Source organism: Bradyrhizobium sp. SZCCHNR1017, assembly GCF_032381375.1.
Lineage (GTDB): Bacteria > Pseudomonadota > Alphaproteobacteria > Rhizobiales > Xanthobacteraceae > Bradyrhizobium.
Genome location: NZ_JAUHIR010000002.1, coordinates 512,309 through 527,921 on the forward strand (window position 1 = coordinate 512,309; position 15,613 = coordinate 527,921).

Consider the following 15,613-nt stretch of genomic DNA (forward strand, 5'->3'; position numbering starts at 1 on the left):
CGTGCTGGTTGCGTGACAGGGCCGCGTCTTGGTCGCGGCGGGTGCGGCACCGTATGGCGAGAATGCTGGCGGCAGGCGGACACAGGTGGTAAAGCCGAGCCGCTTTAATCCGTTACGGTCATACTGGCCGTGCAGGATCGGTTCGTTGAATGGCGCCCAAATCTTCACCGCCGCGAAATCAGACGTCCGCAACGGCAGCTGATCCTGCCGATGATTTGGACAAGCGGGGGCCGGCGGCGGCCGTGCCTGCCGTTCCAAAACCCGGAACAGCGAAGACGTCGGCGACAGAGACGGCTGACGTCGTCGGCGACGATGAGGACGATGACGAGGAGGACGGTGAAGAGGCCGGCCTCGACCTCGACGATGATGACGACGACGAGGATCTCGTCGTCTACACGGCCCGCGAGGCCGCAGGTGCGCTTGCAACCATCTACGGCTTCGTCTCGCCGCTGCTCGCCAGATACAAGAAGATGCTGGCTTTCGTGTCGATCGGCGTCCTGATCGAGACGCTGTTCAACGTCATCATGCCGCTCAGCCTCAAGTTCCTGATCGACGATGCGCTCGGCGAAGAGGATTTCGAGGCGCTCTATCGCATCCTCGGCGTGCTCGCCGCTGCGGGCATCTTCACCTCGATCATTGCCGTGCTCTACGAGCGCTGGGATGCGCGGCTCGCGGCCTGCGTCATCTCGGACGTTCGCACCCGTCTGTTCGATCACGTGCAGAACCTGCCGGCCGCCTATTTCCAGCGTACCAAGCGCGGCGAGATCCTGTCGCGCTTCTCGGTCGACATGTCGGCGTTCGAGAACGTCGTGAAGAGTTTCGCCAACAGCGCTGTGCTGCCGTTCCTCGAGCTGATTGCGGGCATCATTCTGATGCTGTTCCTGAACTGGCAGCTCGCTGCGATCGCGCTGCTGGTGTTTCCGATCACCCTGATCGGCCCGCGTATCCTGACGCCGAAGGCGGTTCAGGCCAATTACGAGCAGAAACTGAACGAAGCGTCGCTGCTCGGCGTGATCCAGGAGAACATCGCGGCGCAAGCCGTCATCAAGGCCTTCAGCCTCCACCGCAAGGTATTCGGCTGGTTCAGCTTCCGCAACGACGCGGCGCGGCGCAAGATGGCCGATGCGATGTTCCTGTCGACCATGGTCGAGCGCACCGTCACGATCTCCGTGCTGCTGCTGCATCTCGTCGTGCTCGCTCTCGGCGCCTATCTCGCCACCAAGGGCCAGATCACGATCGGCACCTTCGTCACCTTCGAGAGCGCATTCTGGGAGGTGTCCTACAACATCGCCCATGTCATGCATTTCGTGCCGGTGTCGATCTCCTCGGCGGCCGCGATCCGGCACATGCAGGAGCTGTTGGACGAGCCGACCCGCGGCGCCGACCGGCCGGGCGCGCCGGATCTGCCCCGCATCAGCCACGACATCACCTTCGAGCGCGTGACCTTCCAGTACGAGGGCAGCGAGACGCCGGTGCTCGACAATCTGAGCCTCAAGCTCGACGTCGGCAAGCGGATCGCGATCGTCGGTCCGTCGGGCTCGGGCAAGAGCACGCTGCTCAACCTGATCCTGCGGCTCTACGTACCCGATGAAGGCCGCGTCACCATCGACGGCGTCGACATCCGCAAGGTGACGCGCGATTCGCTGCGCGGCAGCATGGCCGTGGTGTTCCAGGACAACATGCTGTTCAACATGTCGCTGCGGGAGAACATCCGGCTCGGCAAGGAGGGCGCCACCGACGCGGAGGTGGAGGAGGCGGCCAAGAAGGCCGAGATCCACCGCTACATCATGAGCCTGCCGCAGAAATACGATACCATCGTCGGCGAGCGCGGCGACACGCTGTCCGGTGGACAGCGCCAGCGCATCGCGATCGCCCGCGCCATCATCCGCAACCCGTCCGTGCTGCTGCTCGACGAGGCCACTTCGGCGCTGGACCAGACCACGGAAGCCGCGATCAACCGCACCCTGCTCAAGGTCGCCAAGGGCCGCACCATGATCTGGTCGACCCACCGCCTGACCTCGGTGGTCGAGATGGACGAGATCATCGTCATCTCCGGCGGCCGGGCGATCGAGCGCGGCAGCCACGCGGAGCTCTTGGCGAAGAATGGGACCTATCGCAAGCTCTGGGATGACCAGGGCCATCAGCCGAGCCGGCAGGATCAGGCCGACGACGACAGCGATGACGAGGAGGACGACGACGAGGAGGATGATGACGAGGAATAGACGTTGAGCGGCGCATTGGTCTTCGTCAGCCGCTGCCGAACCCCGCGGCCGAGCGAGACGGCAAAGCGCGCCCAGCGTTGCGCCTGCCAATAGGGGCTGGCCCCGATCGAGACCGATCGGAAATTCCATGCCTTCTCGAGCGACCACGCATCGCAGGCCGTCTTGACCGGGTCCGCATAGAAGGCCGCGATCTTGGCCTCGCCCATGCCGTCAGTCGCCAGCCAGCGCGGAATGTGGACGTTGCAGAGGCGCTCGACATCGGTGAACACCTTGTCGGAACCGGTGCCGGTGACGGGGCAGGTGGTGCAGAAGGCGTCGCCGACGAGCACGACACCCGGCATGCGGTACCCGCTGTTGATGGTGAGATCGGCGGGCCGGACCCGCACCTCGCCGCTCACGGCGTACTCGCCCGTGATCCGCCGCAGGCCGGGCAGGGCGGCGGCCAGCGTTTCGACCGGGTTGCGGCGGATCGCCCGAAGCCAGGGATCATCGACCTCGCGGTAGGCGAACAGGTTCGCCCGCATGCGCTCGCCGATCGGGAACAGGGTGATGTAGGGCACCCGCGCCTTGGCTCGTTCCTGGAAATAGGTCATGGCCGGGAATGGGAAGGCGGAACGGCCGACCGGCGTCAGGTCGAACCCGATCGAGATCGAATGGGCGGGGCTGGTGATCGTGCGGGTGATTCCCAGCATGTGCCGCAGCCCGACGTTCAGCCCGTTGGCGAGCACGACGAGGCGGGCGGAGATCGTCTGCCCGTTGGACAGCACGACCGACTGGCGATCCTCGGTTGGCGTGATCGCTACGGCCTTGGCGACGATTCGCGTCACAGCGCCTGGGATCTGGTCGCGCACCGCCGTCACGAGCGCATCATACGGAATGCCGTATTGCTGGACCTGAGCCCGTTCGAGCACGTAGCCGAATCGGGCGATCCAGTTCTCCGGGGCCAGGGTGGCTTGGGTCAACGCCTTGTCGGCGATCCCGGTGCGACGGAATCGGCCGATCTGCTCGGCACCGGAGATCTTCTCGATTCGAAAGTCGGGCGGGGAGACCGCGTGGGGATCGACGAGAATCGCGGGGATGCCGGCCATTCCGAGCATGGCGGCCGTGATCGAGCCGCTCAGGCCGCCGCCAATGATCGCAATGTCGGTATATTCTGTCACCAGGCGCCTCGTCGCGGCGCCATCCTTGTCGGCCAAAGCCGAAAAAAGCCTTATCTTCGATGTTTCTGGACATGTCCCGGGCTGGAGAGGCGCCTGCACTCGCAGGGCTGTGCGGTCTGCAGATACCTCGGACGGCGGGGGCCCTGTCGGGACCGGAAACCGCAGCGGCCAGAAGCGCTTCTTTGCGCGTCCTGCGGCGTCGTTTTGCTTGACTTGGATATTTACCGCTTATAAAAGGCCGGCACTCAACGACAGGCGGTGAGCTTCGCCAGCGTCGGTACGGATCACCCAGACCACCCGAAACCGGGCGGGACGGGCACCACCCTCGACGAATGCCGCTCAAACGCTGTCGATCATAGCTAGGCAATGCCAAAACGATATTAGATCTCTCGAGCTCGTTCTCCTGAGACCAATTTCGGATGCATGACCTCGGTAGGCCGCCCGCCAGCGCAAGCTGACTGGTGGTGATCGCGGTCCTCTGTGGCGTCAAGCGCTTTCCGTTCAGCGATGGACGGTTGGCGCGATTTCGTTTTGCGTGGGTTTTGATCGCGCGAAACGGCCCGGTGAGGCGGGGAACCTCGAACAGAATTTGCGGAAGCCGGTCGCGGTCTCCGTGCGAACGTTGAGAAGGGTGAAGGCCAAGATGCCGACGATCAACCAGCTGATCGCAAATCCGCGCGAAGTGCAGAAGTCGCGCAAGAAGGTGCCGGCGCTGCAGCAGTCGCCGCAGAAGCGTGGCGTTTGCACGCGCGTCTACACCACGACCCCGAAGAAGCCGAACTCGGCGCTTCGTAAGGTCGCCAAGGTGCGCCTGACCAACGGCTTCGAGGTGATCGGCTACATTCCGGGTGAAGGCCATAACCTGCAGGAGCACTCGGTGGTCATGATCCGCGGCGGCCGCGTCAAGGACTTGCCGGGCGTGCGCTATCACATCCTCCGCGGCGTGCTGGATACCCAGGGCGTCAAGAACCGTAAGCAGCGCCGTTCGAAGTATGGCGCGAAGCGTCCGAAGTAAGACGTTCGAGAGAAGCGGGAACAAGATCACATGTCGCGTCGCCATTCAGCCGAAAAGCGTGAAGTGCTTCCGGATCCGAAGTTCGGGAACATCATTGTCACCAAGTTCATGAACTCGGTGATGTACGCCGGCAAGAAGTCGGTCGCCGAAGGTATCGTCTACGGCGCGTTCGGCATCATCGAGGCCAAGACCAAGCAGAGCCCGCTGACGGTGTTCGAGCAGGCCCTCGAAAACGTCATGCCGACCATCGAGGTTCGCTCCCGTCGCGTCGGCGGTGCGACCTACCAGGTGCCGGTCGAAGTTCGTTCGACCCGCCGGCAGGCGCTGGGCATCCGCTGGCTGATCTCGGCCGCGCGCGACCGCAACGAGAAGACGATGACCGAGCGGCTTTCGGCGGAGCTGCTCGACGCCTCGAACAATCGGGGTAACGCCGTGAAGAAGCGTGAAGACGTGCACCGGATGGCGGAAGCCAACCGCGCCTTCTCGCACTATCGCTGGTAACGGCGACCCGAACGGAAATCAGGGAACACACCCATGCCCCGCCAACACGCCATCGAAGACTATCGCAACTTCGGCATCATGGCGCATATCGACGCCGGCAAGACCACGACGACCGAGCGCATCCTCTATTATACCGGCAAGAGCCACAAGATCGGCGAAGTGCACGAAGGTGCCGCGACGATGGACTGGATGGAGCAGGAGCAGGAGCGTGGCATCACGATCACCTCGGCTGCGACCACTGCGTTCTGGAACGGCAAGCGCCTGAACATCATCGACACCCCCGGCCACGTCGACTTCACCATCGAGGTCGAGCGCAGCTTGCGGGTGCTCGACGGCGCCGTGTGCGTTCTCGACTCCAACCAGGGCGTCGAGCCGCAGACCGAGACCGTCTGGCGCCAGGGCGACAAGTACAAGGTTCCGCGCATCGTCTTCGCCAACAAGATGGACAAGACCGGTGCCGACTTCTTCAAGTGCCTGGCCGACATCGTCGATCGCCTGGGCGCGAAGCCTGTTGCGATCCAGCTGCCGATCGGCGCCGAGAACAATTTCAAGGGCTGCATCGATCTCGTGACGATGAAGGCGATCGTCTGGAACGACGAGGCGCTCGGCGCGAAGTTCGACTACGTCGAGATCCCGGCTGATCTCGCCGACCAGGCCAAGGAATATCGCGAGAAGCTGGTGGAGGCCGCCGTCGAGCTCGACGACGACGCGCTCACCGCGTTCCTGGACGGCAAGGAGCCGGACGAGGCGACTCTGAAGCGCCTGATCCGCAAGGCCGTGCTGACCGGCGCGTTCTATCCGGTGCTGTGCGGCTCGGCCTTCAAGAACAAGGGCGTGCAGCCGTTGCTCGACGCCGTCGTCGACTATCTGCCGTCGCCGCTCGACGTGCCTGCGATCAAGGGCACCGACGACAAGGGCAACGAGGTCGTGCGCAAGGCGGACGACAAGGAGCCGCTGGCGCTGCTCGCGTTCAAGATCATGGACGACCCCTTCGTCGGCACGATCACGTTCTGCCGCATCTATTCGGGCATCCTGACCTCGGGCACCGGCGTGGTGAACTCGACCCGCGAGAAGAAGGAGCGCATCGGCCGCATGCTGCTGATGCATGCGAACAACCGCGAGGACATCAAGGAAGCCTATGCCGGCGACATCGTCGCCCTCGCAGGCCTCAAGGAAGCCCGCACCGGTGACACGCTGTGCGATCCGTCCAACCAGGTGATCCTGGAAAAGATGGAATTCCCGGAGCCGGTCATCGAGATTGCGATCGAGCCGAAGTCGAAGGCCGACCAGGAGAAGCTCGGCGTCGCGCTGGCGAAGCTGGCCGCTGAGGATCCGTCCTTCCGCGTGTCGACCGATCACGAGTCGGGCCAGACCATCCTCAAGGGGATGGGCGAGCTCCATCTCGACATCAAGGTCGACATCCTCAAGCGCACCTACAAGGTCGATGCGAACATCGGCGCGCCGCAGGTGGCGTTCCGTGAGCGTATCACCAAGCCGGCCAACGTGGACTACACCCACAAGAAGCAGACCGGTGGTACCGGCCAGTTCGCGGCCGTGAGCCTCGTGGTCGAGCCGAACGAGCCCGGTGGCGGCTACGTGTTCGAGTCCAAGATCGTCGGCGGTGCGGTTCCGAAGGAATACATCCCGGGCGTCGAGAAGGGCATCGAGAGCGTGCTCGGCGCGGGCGTCGTCGCCGGCTTCCCGGTGGTCGACGTCAAGGTGGCGCTGGTCGACGGCAAGTATCACGATGTCGACTCGTCGGCGCTGGCCTTCGAAATCGCCTCTCGTGCGGCTTTCCGCGAGGCGCTGCAGAAGGGCAAGTCGGTTCTGCTCGAGCCGATCATGAAGGTCGAGGTGGTGACCCCGGAAGACTACACCGGCTCGGTCATCGGCGACCTGAACTCGCGTCGTGGCCAGATCCAGGGCCAGGACATGCGCGGCAATGCCAACGTCATCAACGCGATGGTGCCGCTCATGAACATGTTCGGTTACGTGAACAACCTGCGCTCCATGAGCCAGGGGCGCGCGACCTTCACGATGCAGTTCTCGCACTACGCTGAAGCGCCGGCCAACGTGTCGGCCGAAGTCCAGAAGAAGTTTGCCTGATTGTCGTTAGCTCAAGTTAGCGACTGAACGGAGAGTCAAATGGCCAAAGCTAAGTTTGAACGTAACAAGCCCCACTGCAACATCGGCACCATCGGTCACGTCGACCACGGCAAGACCTCGCTGACGGCTGCAATCACCAAGATCCTGGCCGAGACGGGCGGTGCGACGTTCACTGCCTACGACCAGATCGACAAGGCCCCGGAAGAGAAGGCGCGCGGCATCACCATCTCGACCGCGCACGTCGAGTACGAGACCAAGAACCGCCACTACGCCCACGTCGATTGCCCCGGCCACGCCGACTACGTGAAGAACATGATCACCGGCGCTGCCCAGATGGACGGCGCGATCCTGGTCGTGTCGGCCGCTGACGGCCCGATGCCGCAGACCCGTGAGCACATCCTGCTCGCCCGCCAGGTCGGCGTGCCGGCGCTGGTCGTGTTCCTCAACAAGTGCGACATGGTCGACGATCCCGAGCTGCTGGAGCTCGTCGAGCTCGAGGTCCGCGAGCTGCTCTCGAAGTACGAATTCCCGGGCGACAAGATCCCGATCATCAAGGGCTCGGCGCTGGCCGCTCTGGAAGATTCGGACAAGAAGCTCGGCCACGACGCCATCCTCGAGCTGATGCGCAATGTCGACGAGTACATTCCGCAGCCGGAGCGTCCGATCGACCAGCCCTTCCTGATGCCGGTCGAAGACGTGTTCTCGATCTCGGGCCGCGGCACCGTGGTGACCGGCCGTGTCGAGCGCGGCATCATCAAGGTCGGTGAGGAAATCGAGATCGTCGGCATCCGTCCGACCCAGAAGACCACCGTCACCGGCGTTGAAATGTTCCGCAAGCTGCTCGATCAGGGCCAGGCCGGTGACAACATCGGCGCGCTGCTCCGCGGCACCAAGCGCGAGGACGTCGAGCGCGGCCAGGTGCTGTGCAAGCCGGGTTCGGTCAAGCCGCACACCAAGTTCAAGGCTGAGGCCTACATCCTCACGAAGGAAGAGGGTGGCCGTCACACGCCGTTCTTCACCAACTATCGGCCGCAGTTCTACTTCCGCACGACCGACGTGACCGGCGTCGTTCACCTGCCGGAAGGCACCGAGATGGTGATGCCGGGCGACAACATTGCGATGGAAGTGCACCTGATCGTGCCGATCGCGATGGAGGAGAAGCTGCGCTTCGCCATCCGCGAGGGCGGCCGCACCGTCGGCGCCGGCGTCGTCGCCTCGATCATCGAGTAACAACAGCGAATAGGGAATGGCGGGTGGCGAATGGAGATTATCCATTCGCCGTTCGCTACTCGCCACTCACTACTCACAGAAAGATACGGCAATGAACGGCCAAAATATCCGCATCCGTCTCAAGGCGTTTGACCATCGTATCCTCGATACGTCGACGCGCGAGATCGTCAACACGGCGAAACGGACCGGCGCGCAGGTTCGCGGACCCATTCCGCTGCCGACCCGCATCGAGAAGTTCACCGTGAACCGTTCGCCGCACGTCGACAAGAAGAGCCGCGAGCAGTTCGAGATGCGCACTCACAAGCGCCTGCTCGACATCGTCGATCCGACCCCGCAGACCGTCGATGCTCTCATGAAGCTCGATCTGGCCGCCGGCGTCGACGTCGAGATCAAGCTCTAAGTTTTTGGATTCACGTTCGCACCTCACGCGGACATAGAGAAGAACAGGAAGCACGCCGATGCGCTCCGGAGTGATCGCACAAAAGGTCGGGATGACGCGGGTCTTCACGGAGACCGGCGAACATATCCCCGTGACCGTGCTGAAGCTCGGCAATTGCCAGGTGGTCGGTCACCGCACCACCGAGAAGAACGGCTACGTCGCGCTGCAGCTCGGCAGCGGCAGCCGCAAGACGGTCTACATGCCGAAGGCGGAGCGCGGCCAGTTCGCGGTCGCCAAGGTCGAGCCGAAGCGCAAGCTCGCCGAGTTCCGTGTCAGCGAGGATTCGCTGATCCCGGTCGGCGCCGAGATCCAGGCCGACCATTTCGTCGTCGGCCAGTTCGTCGACGTCACCGGCACCTCGGTCGGCAAGGGCTTCGCCGGCGGCATGAAGCGCTGGAACTTCGGCGGTCTGCGCGCCACGCACGGTGTGTCGATCTCGCATCGTTCGATCGGTTCGACCGGTGGCCGTCAGGACCCCGGCAAGACCTGGAAGAACAAGAAGATGCCCGGTCACATGGGCGTCGATCGCATCACCACGCTGAACCTGCGTGTGGTGCAGACGGACGTCGAGCGCGGCCTGATCCTGGTGGAAGGCGCGGTGCCCGGCTCCAAGGGTGGCTGGATCTCGGTGCGCGACGCCGTCAAGAAGCCGCTGCCGAAGGAAGCGCCGAAGCCCGGCAAGTTCAAGGTCGCGGGTGAGCAGGCTGCCGAAGCGCCGGCCGTGCAGGAGGGCGCATAAATGGAACTGAAAGTCACCACGCTCGAGGGCAAGGAAGCCGGCTCCGTCCAGCTGTCCGACGCCATCTTCGGTCTGGAGCCGCGTGCCGACATCATCGCGCGCTGCGTCCAGTGGCAGCTCAACAAGCGTCAGGCCGGCACCCACAAGGCCAAGGGCCGCGCCGAGATCTGGCGCACCGGCAAGAAGATGTACAAGCAGAAGGGCACCGGCGGTGCTCGTCATGGCTCGGCTCGTGTGCCGCAGTTCCGTGGCGGCGGCCGCGCCTTCGGTCCGGTCGTGCGCTCGCATGCGACCGACCTGCCGAAGAAGGTCCGTGCGCTGGCGCTGAAGCATGCGCTGTCGGCCAAGGCCAAGGACGGTGATCTGGTCGTGCTGGAGAACGCCACCCTGGAGGCGGCGAAGACCAAGGCGCTGATCGGTCACTTCTCCGGTCTCGGCCTGACCAACGCCCTGATCATCGACGGCGCCGAGCTGCATACCGGCTTCACCAATGCCGCCCGCAACATTCCGAACATGGACGTGCTGCCGATCCAGGGCATCAACGTCTACGACATCCTGCGCCGTCAGAAGCTCGTGCTGACCAAGGCGGCGATCGATGCGCTGGAGGCGCGCTTCAAATGAAGACCATCGATCCGCGCCACTACGACATCATCATCGCGCCGGTCGTGACCGAGAAGGCGACCTTCGCCTCGGAGCACAACAAGGTTCTGTTCAAGGTGGCCGCCAAGGCGACCAAGCCGCAGATCAAGGAAGCGATCGAGAAGCTGTTCGACGTCAAGGTCAAGAGCGTCAACACGCTCGTCCGCAAGGGCAAGACCAAGGTGTTCCGCGGCAATTTCGGTTCGCAATCGGACAGCAAGCGCGCGATCGTGACCCTCGAAGAGGGCCACCGTATCGACGTGACCACCGGACTGTAAGGCTGAGCTGCCATGGCACTGAAGACATTCAATCCCACGACGCCCGGCCAGCGCCAGCTGGTGATGGTCGATCGTTCGGCCCTCTACAAGGGCAAGCCGGTCAAGGCGCTGACCGAAGGCAAGCAGTCGAGCGGCGGTCGCAACAACACCGGCCGCATCACCGTTCGCTTCCTCGGCGGCGGTCACAAGCAGTCGTACCGCACGGTCGACTTCAAGCGCGACAAGGTCGACGTTCCCGCGACCGTCGAGCGCCTGGAGTATGATCCGAACCGGACCGCCTTCATCGCGCTCGTCAAGTATCAGGACGGCGAGCTCGCCTACATCCTGGCGCCGCAGCGCCTGGCGGTCGGCGACACCATCGTCGCCGGCAACTATGTCGACGTGAAGCCGGGCAACGTCATGCCGCTGGGCAACATGCCGGTCGGCACGATCGTGCACAACATCGAGGTCAAGATCGGGAAGGGCGGCCAGCTCGCGCGTTCGGCAGGCACCTACGCCCAGATCGTCGGCCGCGACCAGGACTACGTGATCGTCCGCCTGAACTCGGGCGAGCAGCGCCTGGTGCACGGCCGCTGCCGCGGCACCATCGGTGCGGTGTCGAACCCGGACCACATGAACACCTCGATCGGCAAGGCCGGCCGCAAGCGTTGGATGGGCCGCAGGCCTCACAACCGCGGTGTCGCGATGAACCCGATCGACCATCCGCACGGCGGCGGCGAAGGCCGTACCTCGGGCGGTCGTCACCCGGTCACTCCGTGGGGCAAGCCTACCAAGGGCAAGAAGACCCGCACCAACAAGTCGACCGATAAATTCATTCTCTTGAGCCGCCACAAGCGGAAGAAGTAAGGAACGACGGACATGGTTCGTTCAGTCTGGAAAGGCCCGTTCGTCGAGGCGTCGCTGCTCAAGAAGGCAGATGCGGCGCGCGCGTCCGGCCGTCACGACGTCATCAAGATCTGGAGCCGCCGCTCGACCATCCTGCCGCAGTTCGTCGGCCTGACGTTCGGCGTCTACAACGGCCAGAAGCACGTGCCGGTGGCGATCAACGAAGAGATGGTCGGCCACAAGTTCGGCGAGTTCTCGCCGACCCGCACCTTCCACGGCCATTCGGGCGATAAGAAAGCCAAGAAGGCTTGAGGATTAAGCGATGAGCAAACCAAAGCGCGAACGGAGCCTCCCCGAAAACGAGGCCAAGGCTGTGGCCCGGATGCTTCGGGTGAGCCCGCAGAAGCTGAACCTGGTGGCGCAGATGATCCGCGGCCGCAAGGCGTCGGCCGCCCTCGCCGACCTGCAGTTCTCGCGCAAGCGGATTGCGGTCGACGTCAAGAAGTGCCTGGAATCGGCGATCGCCAATGCCGAGAACAATCACGAGCTCGAGGTCGACGATCTCGTCGTCTCGCAGGCTTTCGTCGGCAAGGGAATCGTGATGAAGCGTTTCTCGCCGCGCGGTCGTGGCCGTTCGGGCCGAGTTTTCAAACCGTTTTCGCAGCTGACGATCATTGTGCGTCAGGTCGAGGCGAGCGCTTAAAGCAGGCGCTGGGAGAATACGATGGGTCAAAAGATCAATCCGATCGGTCTGCGTCTCGGCATCAACCGGACCTGGGATTCGCGCTGGTTCGCTGGCAAGGCCGAGTACGGCAAGCTGCTGCATGAAGACGTCAAGATCCGCGAGATCCTGCACAAGGAGCTCAAGCAGGCGGCCGTCGCCCGCATCGTGATCGAGCGTCCGCACAAGAAGTGCCGTGTCACGATCCACTCGGCGCGTCCGGGTGTGGTGATCGGCAAGAAGGGCGCCGACATCGACAAGCTGCGCAAGCGCGTCGCCGACATCACCTCGTCGGACGTCGTCATCAACATCGTCGAGATCCGCAAGCCGGAGCTCGATGCGACCCTGGTCGCCGAGTCGATCGCCCAGCAGCTCGAGCGCCGCGTCGCGTTCCGCCGCGCCATGAAGCGCGCCGTGCAGTCGGCGATGCGTCTCGGTGCCGAGGGCATCCGCATCAACTGCTCGGGTCGTCTGGGCGGCGCGGAAATCGCCCGCATGGAGTGGTATCGCGAGGGCCGGGTGCCGCTGCACACGCTGCGCGCCGACATCGACTACGGTGTGGCCACCGCGTTCACCACCTTCGGCACTTGCGGCGTGAAGGTCTGGATCTTCAAGGGCGAGATCCTCGAGCACGATCCGATGGCACAGGACAAGCGGATGAACGAAGGCGGCGGCGAGAGCTCGCAGCCCCGGTCGCGCCGCGACGCGGCCTGATCGATCAGCCGCGACAAGACAGGTTTGAGGGCTCAAAGCCATGATGCAACCAAAGAAGACCAAGTTCCGAAAGGCGCATAAGGGCCGTATTCACGGCGTTGCGTCCTCGGGCGCGACGCTGGCCTTCGGCCAGTTCGGGCTGAAGGCGATGGAGCCGGATCGCGTCACCGCGCGCCAGATCGAGGCCGCCCGTCGTGCCTTGACCCGTCACATGAAGCGCGCCGGCCGCGTCTGGATCCGCGTGTTCCCGGATCTCCCGGTGTCGAAGAAGCCGGCTGAAGTCCGCATGGGCTCCGGCAAGGGCTCGCCTGAATTGTGGGTGGCCCGCGTCAAGCCGGGCCGGGTGATGTTCGAGATCGACGGCGTGAGCAACCAGATCGCGCGCGAGGCGCTGCTGCTGGCGGCCGCCAAGCTGCCGATCAAGACGCGCTTCGTCGAGCGCATTGCGGAGTAATGGTCATGGCCGAGATGAAGATTGCCGACATTCGCGCGATGAGCCCCGATCAGATGGACGATGCGATCGTCAACCTGAAGAAGGAGCGCTTCAACCTGCGCTTCCAGCGTGCCACCGGGCAGCTGGAGAACACCGCGCGGCTGCGTGAGGCGCGCCGCGACATCGCCCGTATCAAGACCATCGCCGCGCAGCAGCGCGCCAAGACGAAGTAAGAGGCTCGACATGCCGAAACGGACCCTTCAGGGCGTCGTCGTCAGCGACAAGCAGGCCAAGACGATCGTTGTGCGCGTCGACCGGCGCTTCACCCACCCGATCTACAAGAAGACCATCCGCCGCTCGAAGAACTACCACGCCCACGACGAGAACAACGAGTTCAAGCCGGGCGACATGGTGTGGATCGAGGAGAGCAAGCCGATCTCGAAGCTCAAGCGCTGGACCGTGGTCCGGGGCGAGCACAAGAAAACCGCCTGAGGCGCGGACCGCGGCCCTCGTCGAAGAGGGCCCGTTTCGCTTTCGGGATCAAACAAGGCGCAGCTTTCCTGCGCAGCAGATGAAGAGGACGAGGTGCATCAATGATTCAGATGCAGACCAACCTCGACGTGGCCGATAATTCCGGCGCACGCCGTGTCATGTGTATCAAGGTGCTGGGCGGCTCGAAGCGCCGCTATGCCACCGTCGGCGACATCATCGTGGTGTCGATCAAGGAAGCCATTCCGCGTGGCAAGGTGAAGAAGGGCGACGTCATGAAAGCCGTCGTGGTGCGCGTCCGCAAGGACATCCGCCGCGCCGACGGCTCGGTGATCCGCTTCGACCGCAATGCGGCCGTCCTGATCAACAACCAGTCGGAGCCGGTCGGCACCCGTATCTTCGGGCCGGTGCCGCGCGAGCTGCGCGCCAAGAACCACATGAAGATCATTTCGCTTGCGCCGGAGGTGCTGTGATGGCTGCCAAGATCCGCAAGGGCGACAAGGTGATCGTCCTGACCGGTCGCGACAAGGGTCGCACCGGCGAGGTGTTCGAGGTGCGTCCCGACGAGGGGACGGCGCTGGTGCGGGGCATCAACCTGGTGAAGCGTCACCAGAAGCAGACCCAGAACCAGGAGGGCGGCATCATCAGCAAGGAGTCGCCGATCCAGCTGTCGAACGTCGCTTATGTCGGCAAGGACGGCAAGCCGACGCGCATCGGATTCAAGATTCAGGCGGACGGCAAGAAGGTCCGCGTTGCCAAGAGCTCGGGAGTTGAGATCGATGGCTGAGACTGCTTACACCCCGCGCCTCCGCACGGAATACGACCGCACGATCAAGAGCCAGCTGACCGAGAAGTTCGGCTACGCCAACGTCATGCAGGTGCCGCGGCTCGACAAGGTCGTGCTCAACATGGGCATCGGCGAGGCCGTGAACGACCGTAAGAAGGCGGAAACCGCCGCGGCCGACCTGTCGCTGATCGCCGGCCAGAAGGCGGTCGTGACCTACTCGCGCGTCGCCATCGCGACCTTCAAGCTGCGCGAGAACCAGCCGATCGGCTGCAAGGTCACCTTGCGCAAGACGAAGATGTACGAGTTCATCGACCGCCTGATCAACGTCGCGCTGCCGCGCGTCCGCGACTTCCGCGGCCTGAACCCGAAGAGCTTCGACGGCCGCGGCAACTATTCGCTCGGCATCAAGGAGCACATCATTTTCCCCGAGATCGACTTCGACAAGGCCGGGGAGAGCTGGGGCATGGACATCACGGTGTGCACCACCGCGACGACCGACGACGAGGCCCGTGCCCTTCTGACCGCATTCAATTTCCCGTTCCGGCAGTGAGCAGCTGACTTCAAGCTTCTCAAACGCGGATACCCAGGAGCCAAGCATGGCAAAGAAGAGTTCAATCGAGAAGAACAACCGGCGCAAGCGGATGGCGAAGAACGCCGCCCCGAAGCGCGCCCGGTTGAAGGCGATCATCGCCGACAAGTCCAAGCCGATGGAGGAGCGCTTTGCCGCGACCCTGAAGCTGGCCGAGATGCCGCGCAATTCGTCGGCGACTCGCATCCGCAACCGGTGCGAGCTGACGGGCCGGCCGCGGTCGAACTACCGCAAGAACAAGCTGAGCCGCATCGCGCTGCGCGAGCTCGGGTCCAAGGGCCTGGTTCCGGGCCTCGTGAAGTCGAGCTGGTAAGGAGGGTCGCACCATGTCAACGCACGATCCCATCAGCGATCTGATCACCCGCATCCGCAACGCGCAGATGCGCTCGAAGTCGAAGGTCTCGACGCCTGGCTCGAAGATGCGCGCCAGCGTGCTCGAGGTGCTGAAGTCCGAAGGCTACATCCGTGGCTATGCCACGCTGGAGCATCCGTCGGGCCGGAGCGAGATCGAGATCGAGCTGAAATATTTCGACGGCGAGCCCGTGATCCGCGAGATCGAGCGCGTCTCCAAGCCCGGCCGCCGCGTCTACACCTCGGTGAAGAATCTGCCGCGTGTGAACAACGGGCTCGGAATTTCTGTTTTGTCGACGCCGAAGGGAATCATGGCCGACCACAGCGCGCGTGACGCGAATGTCGGCGGTGAAGTTCTCTTCACGGTGTTCTGAG

General features: G+C 63.8%; 22 protein-coding genes. 21 read left to right on the forward strand and 1 reads right to left on the reverse strand.

What is annotated here, in order from left to right:
• Positions 1-149 precede the first annotated feature (149 nt).
• Positions 150-2,222 (forward strand): ABC transporter ATP-binding protein, encoded by a 2,073-nt coding sequence (locus QW863_RS07880; protein ID WP_315714566.1) that lies wholly within the window; start codon positions 150-152, stop codon positions 2,220-2,222.
• Here QW863_RS07880 and QW863_RS07885 read toward each other — a convergent pair.
• The gene (locus QW863_RS07885) at positions 2,159-3,382 is read right to left on the reverse strand and encodes an NAD(P)/FAD-dependent oxidoreductase (protein ID WP_315714565.1); all 1,224 of its coding nucleotides are present in this window, start codon (positions 3,380-3,382) and stop codon (positions 2,159-2,161) included. The two genes, QW863_RS07880 and QW863_RS07885, sit on opposite strands and share 64 nt — an antisense overlap.
• 643 nt (positions 3,383-4,025) lie before the next feature.
• Between QW863_RS07885 and rpsL the strand changes: the two genes are divergently transcribed.
• From rpsL to rpsH, 20 genes are all read left to right on the forward strand, one after another.
• Entirely contained in the window at positions 4,026-4,397 is a 372-nt protein-coding gene (gene rpsL, locus QW863_RS07890; protein WP_006611834.1) for a 30S ribosomal protein S12, read from the forward strand.
• A 30-nt stretch (positions 4,398-4,427) separates the two neighbouring features.
• Positions 4,428-4,898: a 30S ribosomal protein S7 gene (rpsG, locus tag QW863_RS07895; protein WP_006611835.1), complete on the forward strand. Its 471-nt coding sequence runs from the start codon at positions 4,428-4,430 to the stop codon at positions 4,896-4,898.
• A 33-nt stretch (positions 4,899-4,931) separates the two neighbouring features.
• Positions 4,932-7,004, forward strand: a complete 2,073-nt coding sequence (fusA, locus tag QW863_RS07900) for an elongation factor G (RefSeq protein ID WP_315714564.1) — start codon at positions 4,932-4,934, stop codon at positions 7,002-7,004.
• Positions 7,005-7,043: 39 nt separating this feature from the next.
• Entirely contained in the window at positions 7,044-8,234 is a 1,191-nt protein-coding gene (tuf, locus tag QW863_RS07905; RefSeq protein WP_006611837.1) for an elongation factor Tu, read from the forward strand.
• 91 nt (positions 8,235-8,325) lie between these two features.
• Entirely contained in the window at positions 8,326-8,634 is a 309-nt protein-coding gene (rpsJ, locus tag QW863_RS07910) for a 30S ribosomal protein S10 (protein ID WP_002712302.1), read from the forward strand.
• 58 nt (positions 8,635-8,692) lie between these two features.
• A complete protein-coding gene (rplC, locus tag QW863_RS07915) occupies positions 8,693-9,412 on the forward strand; it encodes a 50S ribosomal protein L3 (RefSeq protein WP_006611838.1) in 720 nt (239 codons plus the stop codon).
• Entirely contained in the window at positions 9,413-10,033 is a 621-nt protein-coding gene (gene rplD, locus QW863_RS07920) for a 50S ribosomal protein L4 (protein WP_315714563.1), read from the forward strand.
• Complete coding sequence (locus QW863_RS07925; protein WP_172108066.1) at positions 10,030-10,329, forward strand: 50S ribosomal protein L23; 300 nt, start codon at positions 10,030-10,032, stop codon at positions 10,327-10,329. The genes rplD and QW863_RS07925 overlap by 4 nt, the downstream gene beginning before the upstream one ends.
• A 12-nt stretch (positions 10,330-10,341) precedes the next feature.
• Complete coding sequence (gene rplB / locus QW863_RS07930; RefSeq protein ID WP_006611841.1) at positions 10,342-11,175, forward strand: 50S ribosomal protein L2; 834 nt, start codon at positions 10,342-10,344, stop codon at positions 11,173-11,175.
• Between the two features lie 12 nt (positions 11,176-11,187).
• Entirely contained in the window at positions 11,188-11,466 is a 279-nt protein-coding gene (gene rpsS, locus QW863_RS07935; RefSeq protein WP_006611842.1) for a 30S ribosomal protein S19, read from the forward strand.
• 10 nt (positions 11,467-11,476) lie between these two features.
• Positions 11,477-11,857: a 50S ribosomal protein L22 gene (rplV, locus tag QW863_RS07940; RefSeq protein WP_315714562.1), complete on the forward strand. Its 381-nt coding sequence runs from the start codon at positions 11,477-11,479 to the stop codon at positions 11,855-11,857.
• Positions 11,858-11,878: 21 nt separating this feature from the next.
• On the forward strand, positions 11,879-12,589 hold the full coding sequence (gene rpsC / locus QW863_RS07945) for a 30S ribosomal protein S3 (RefSeq protein WP_012045041.1): 711 nt from the start codon (positions 11,879-11,881) through the stop codon (positions 12,587-12,589).
• A gap of 40 nt (positions 12,590-12,629) precedes the next feature.
• Positions 12,630-13,043 (forward strand): 50S ribosomal protein L16, encoded by a 414-nt coding sequence (gene rplP / locus QW863_RS07950; protein ID WP_008963467.1) that lies wholly within the window; start codon positions 12,630-12,632, stop codon positions 13,041-13,043.
• A 5-nt stretch (positions 13,044-13,048) separates the two neighbouring features.
• Positions 13,049-13,255, forward strand: a complete 207-nt coding sequence (gene rpmC, locus QW863_RS07955; RefSeq protein ID WP_006611846.1) for a 50S ribosomal protein L29 — start codon at positions 13,049-13,051, stop codon at positions 13,253-13,255.
• Between the two features lie 10 nt (positions 13,256-13,265).
• Positions 13,266-13,514 (forward strand): 30S ribosomal protein S17, encoded by a 249-nt coding sequence (gene rpsQ / locus QW863_RS07960; RefSeq protein WP_212358258.1) that lies wholly within the window; start codon positions 13,266-13,268, stop codon positions 13,512-13,514.
• Positions 13,515-13,615: 101 nt separating this feature from the next.
• Positions 13,616-13,984 (forward strand): 50S ribosomal protein L14, encoded by a 369-nt coding sequence (rplN, locus tag QW863_RS07965; RefSeq protein WP_006611848.1) that lies wholly within the window; start codon positions 13,616-13,618, stop codon positions 13,982-13,984.
• Complete coding sequence (rplX, locus tag QW863_RS07970; RefSeq protein ID WP_315714561.1) at positions 13,984-14,298, forward strand: 50S ribosomal protein L24; 315 nt, start codon at positions 13,984-13,986, stop codon at positions 14,296-14,298. Before rplN ends, rplX begins: the two co-directional genes overlap by 1 nt.
• Complete coding sequence (rplE, locus tag QW863_RS07975; RefSeq protein ID WP_172108070.1) at positions 14,291-14,848, forward strand: 50S ribosomal protein L5; 558 nt, start codon at positions 14,291-14,293, stop codon at positions 14,846-14,848. Before rplX ends, rplE begins: the two co-directional genes overlap by 8 nt.
• Before the next feature lie 46 nt (positions 14,849-14,894).
• Positions 14,895-15,200, forward strand: coding sequence for a 30S ribosomal protein S14 (gene rpsN / locus QW863_RS07980; RefSeq protein WP_315714560.1), 306 nt, complete (start codon positions 14,895-14,897; stop codon positions 15,198-15,200).
• Between the two features lie 13 nt (positions 15,201-15,213).
• A complete protein-coding gene (gene rpsH / locus QW863_RS07985) occupies positions 15,214-15,612 on the forward strand; it encodes a 30S ribosomal protein S8 (protein ID WP_315714559.1) in 399 nt (132 codons plus the stop codon).
• The last annotated feature ends 1 nt before the right edge of the window (position 15,613 follow it).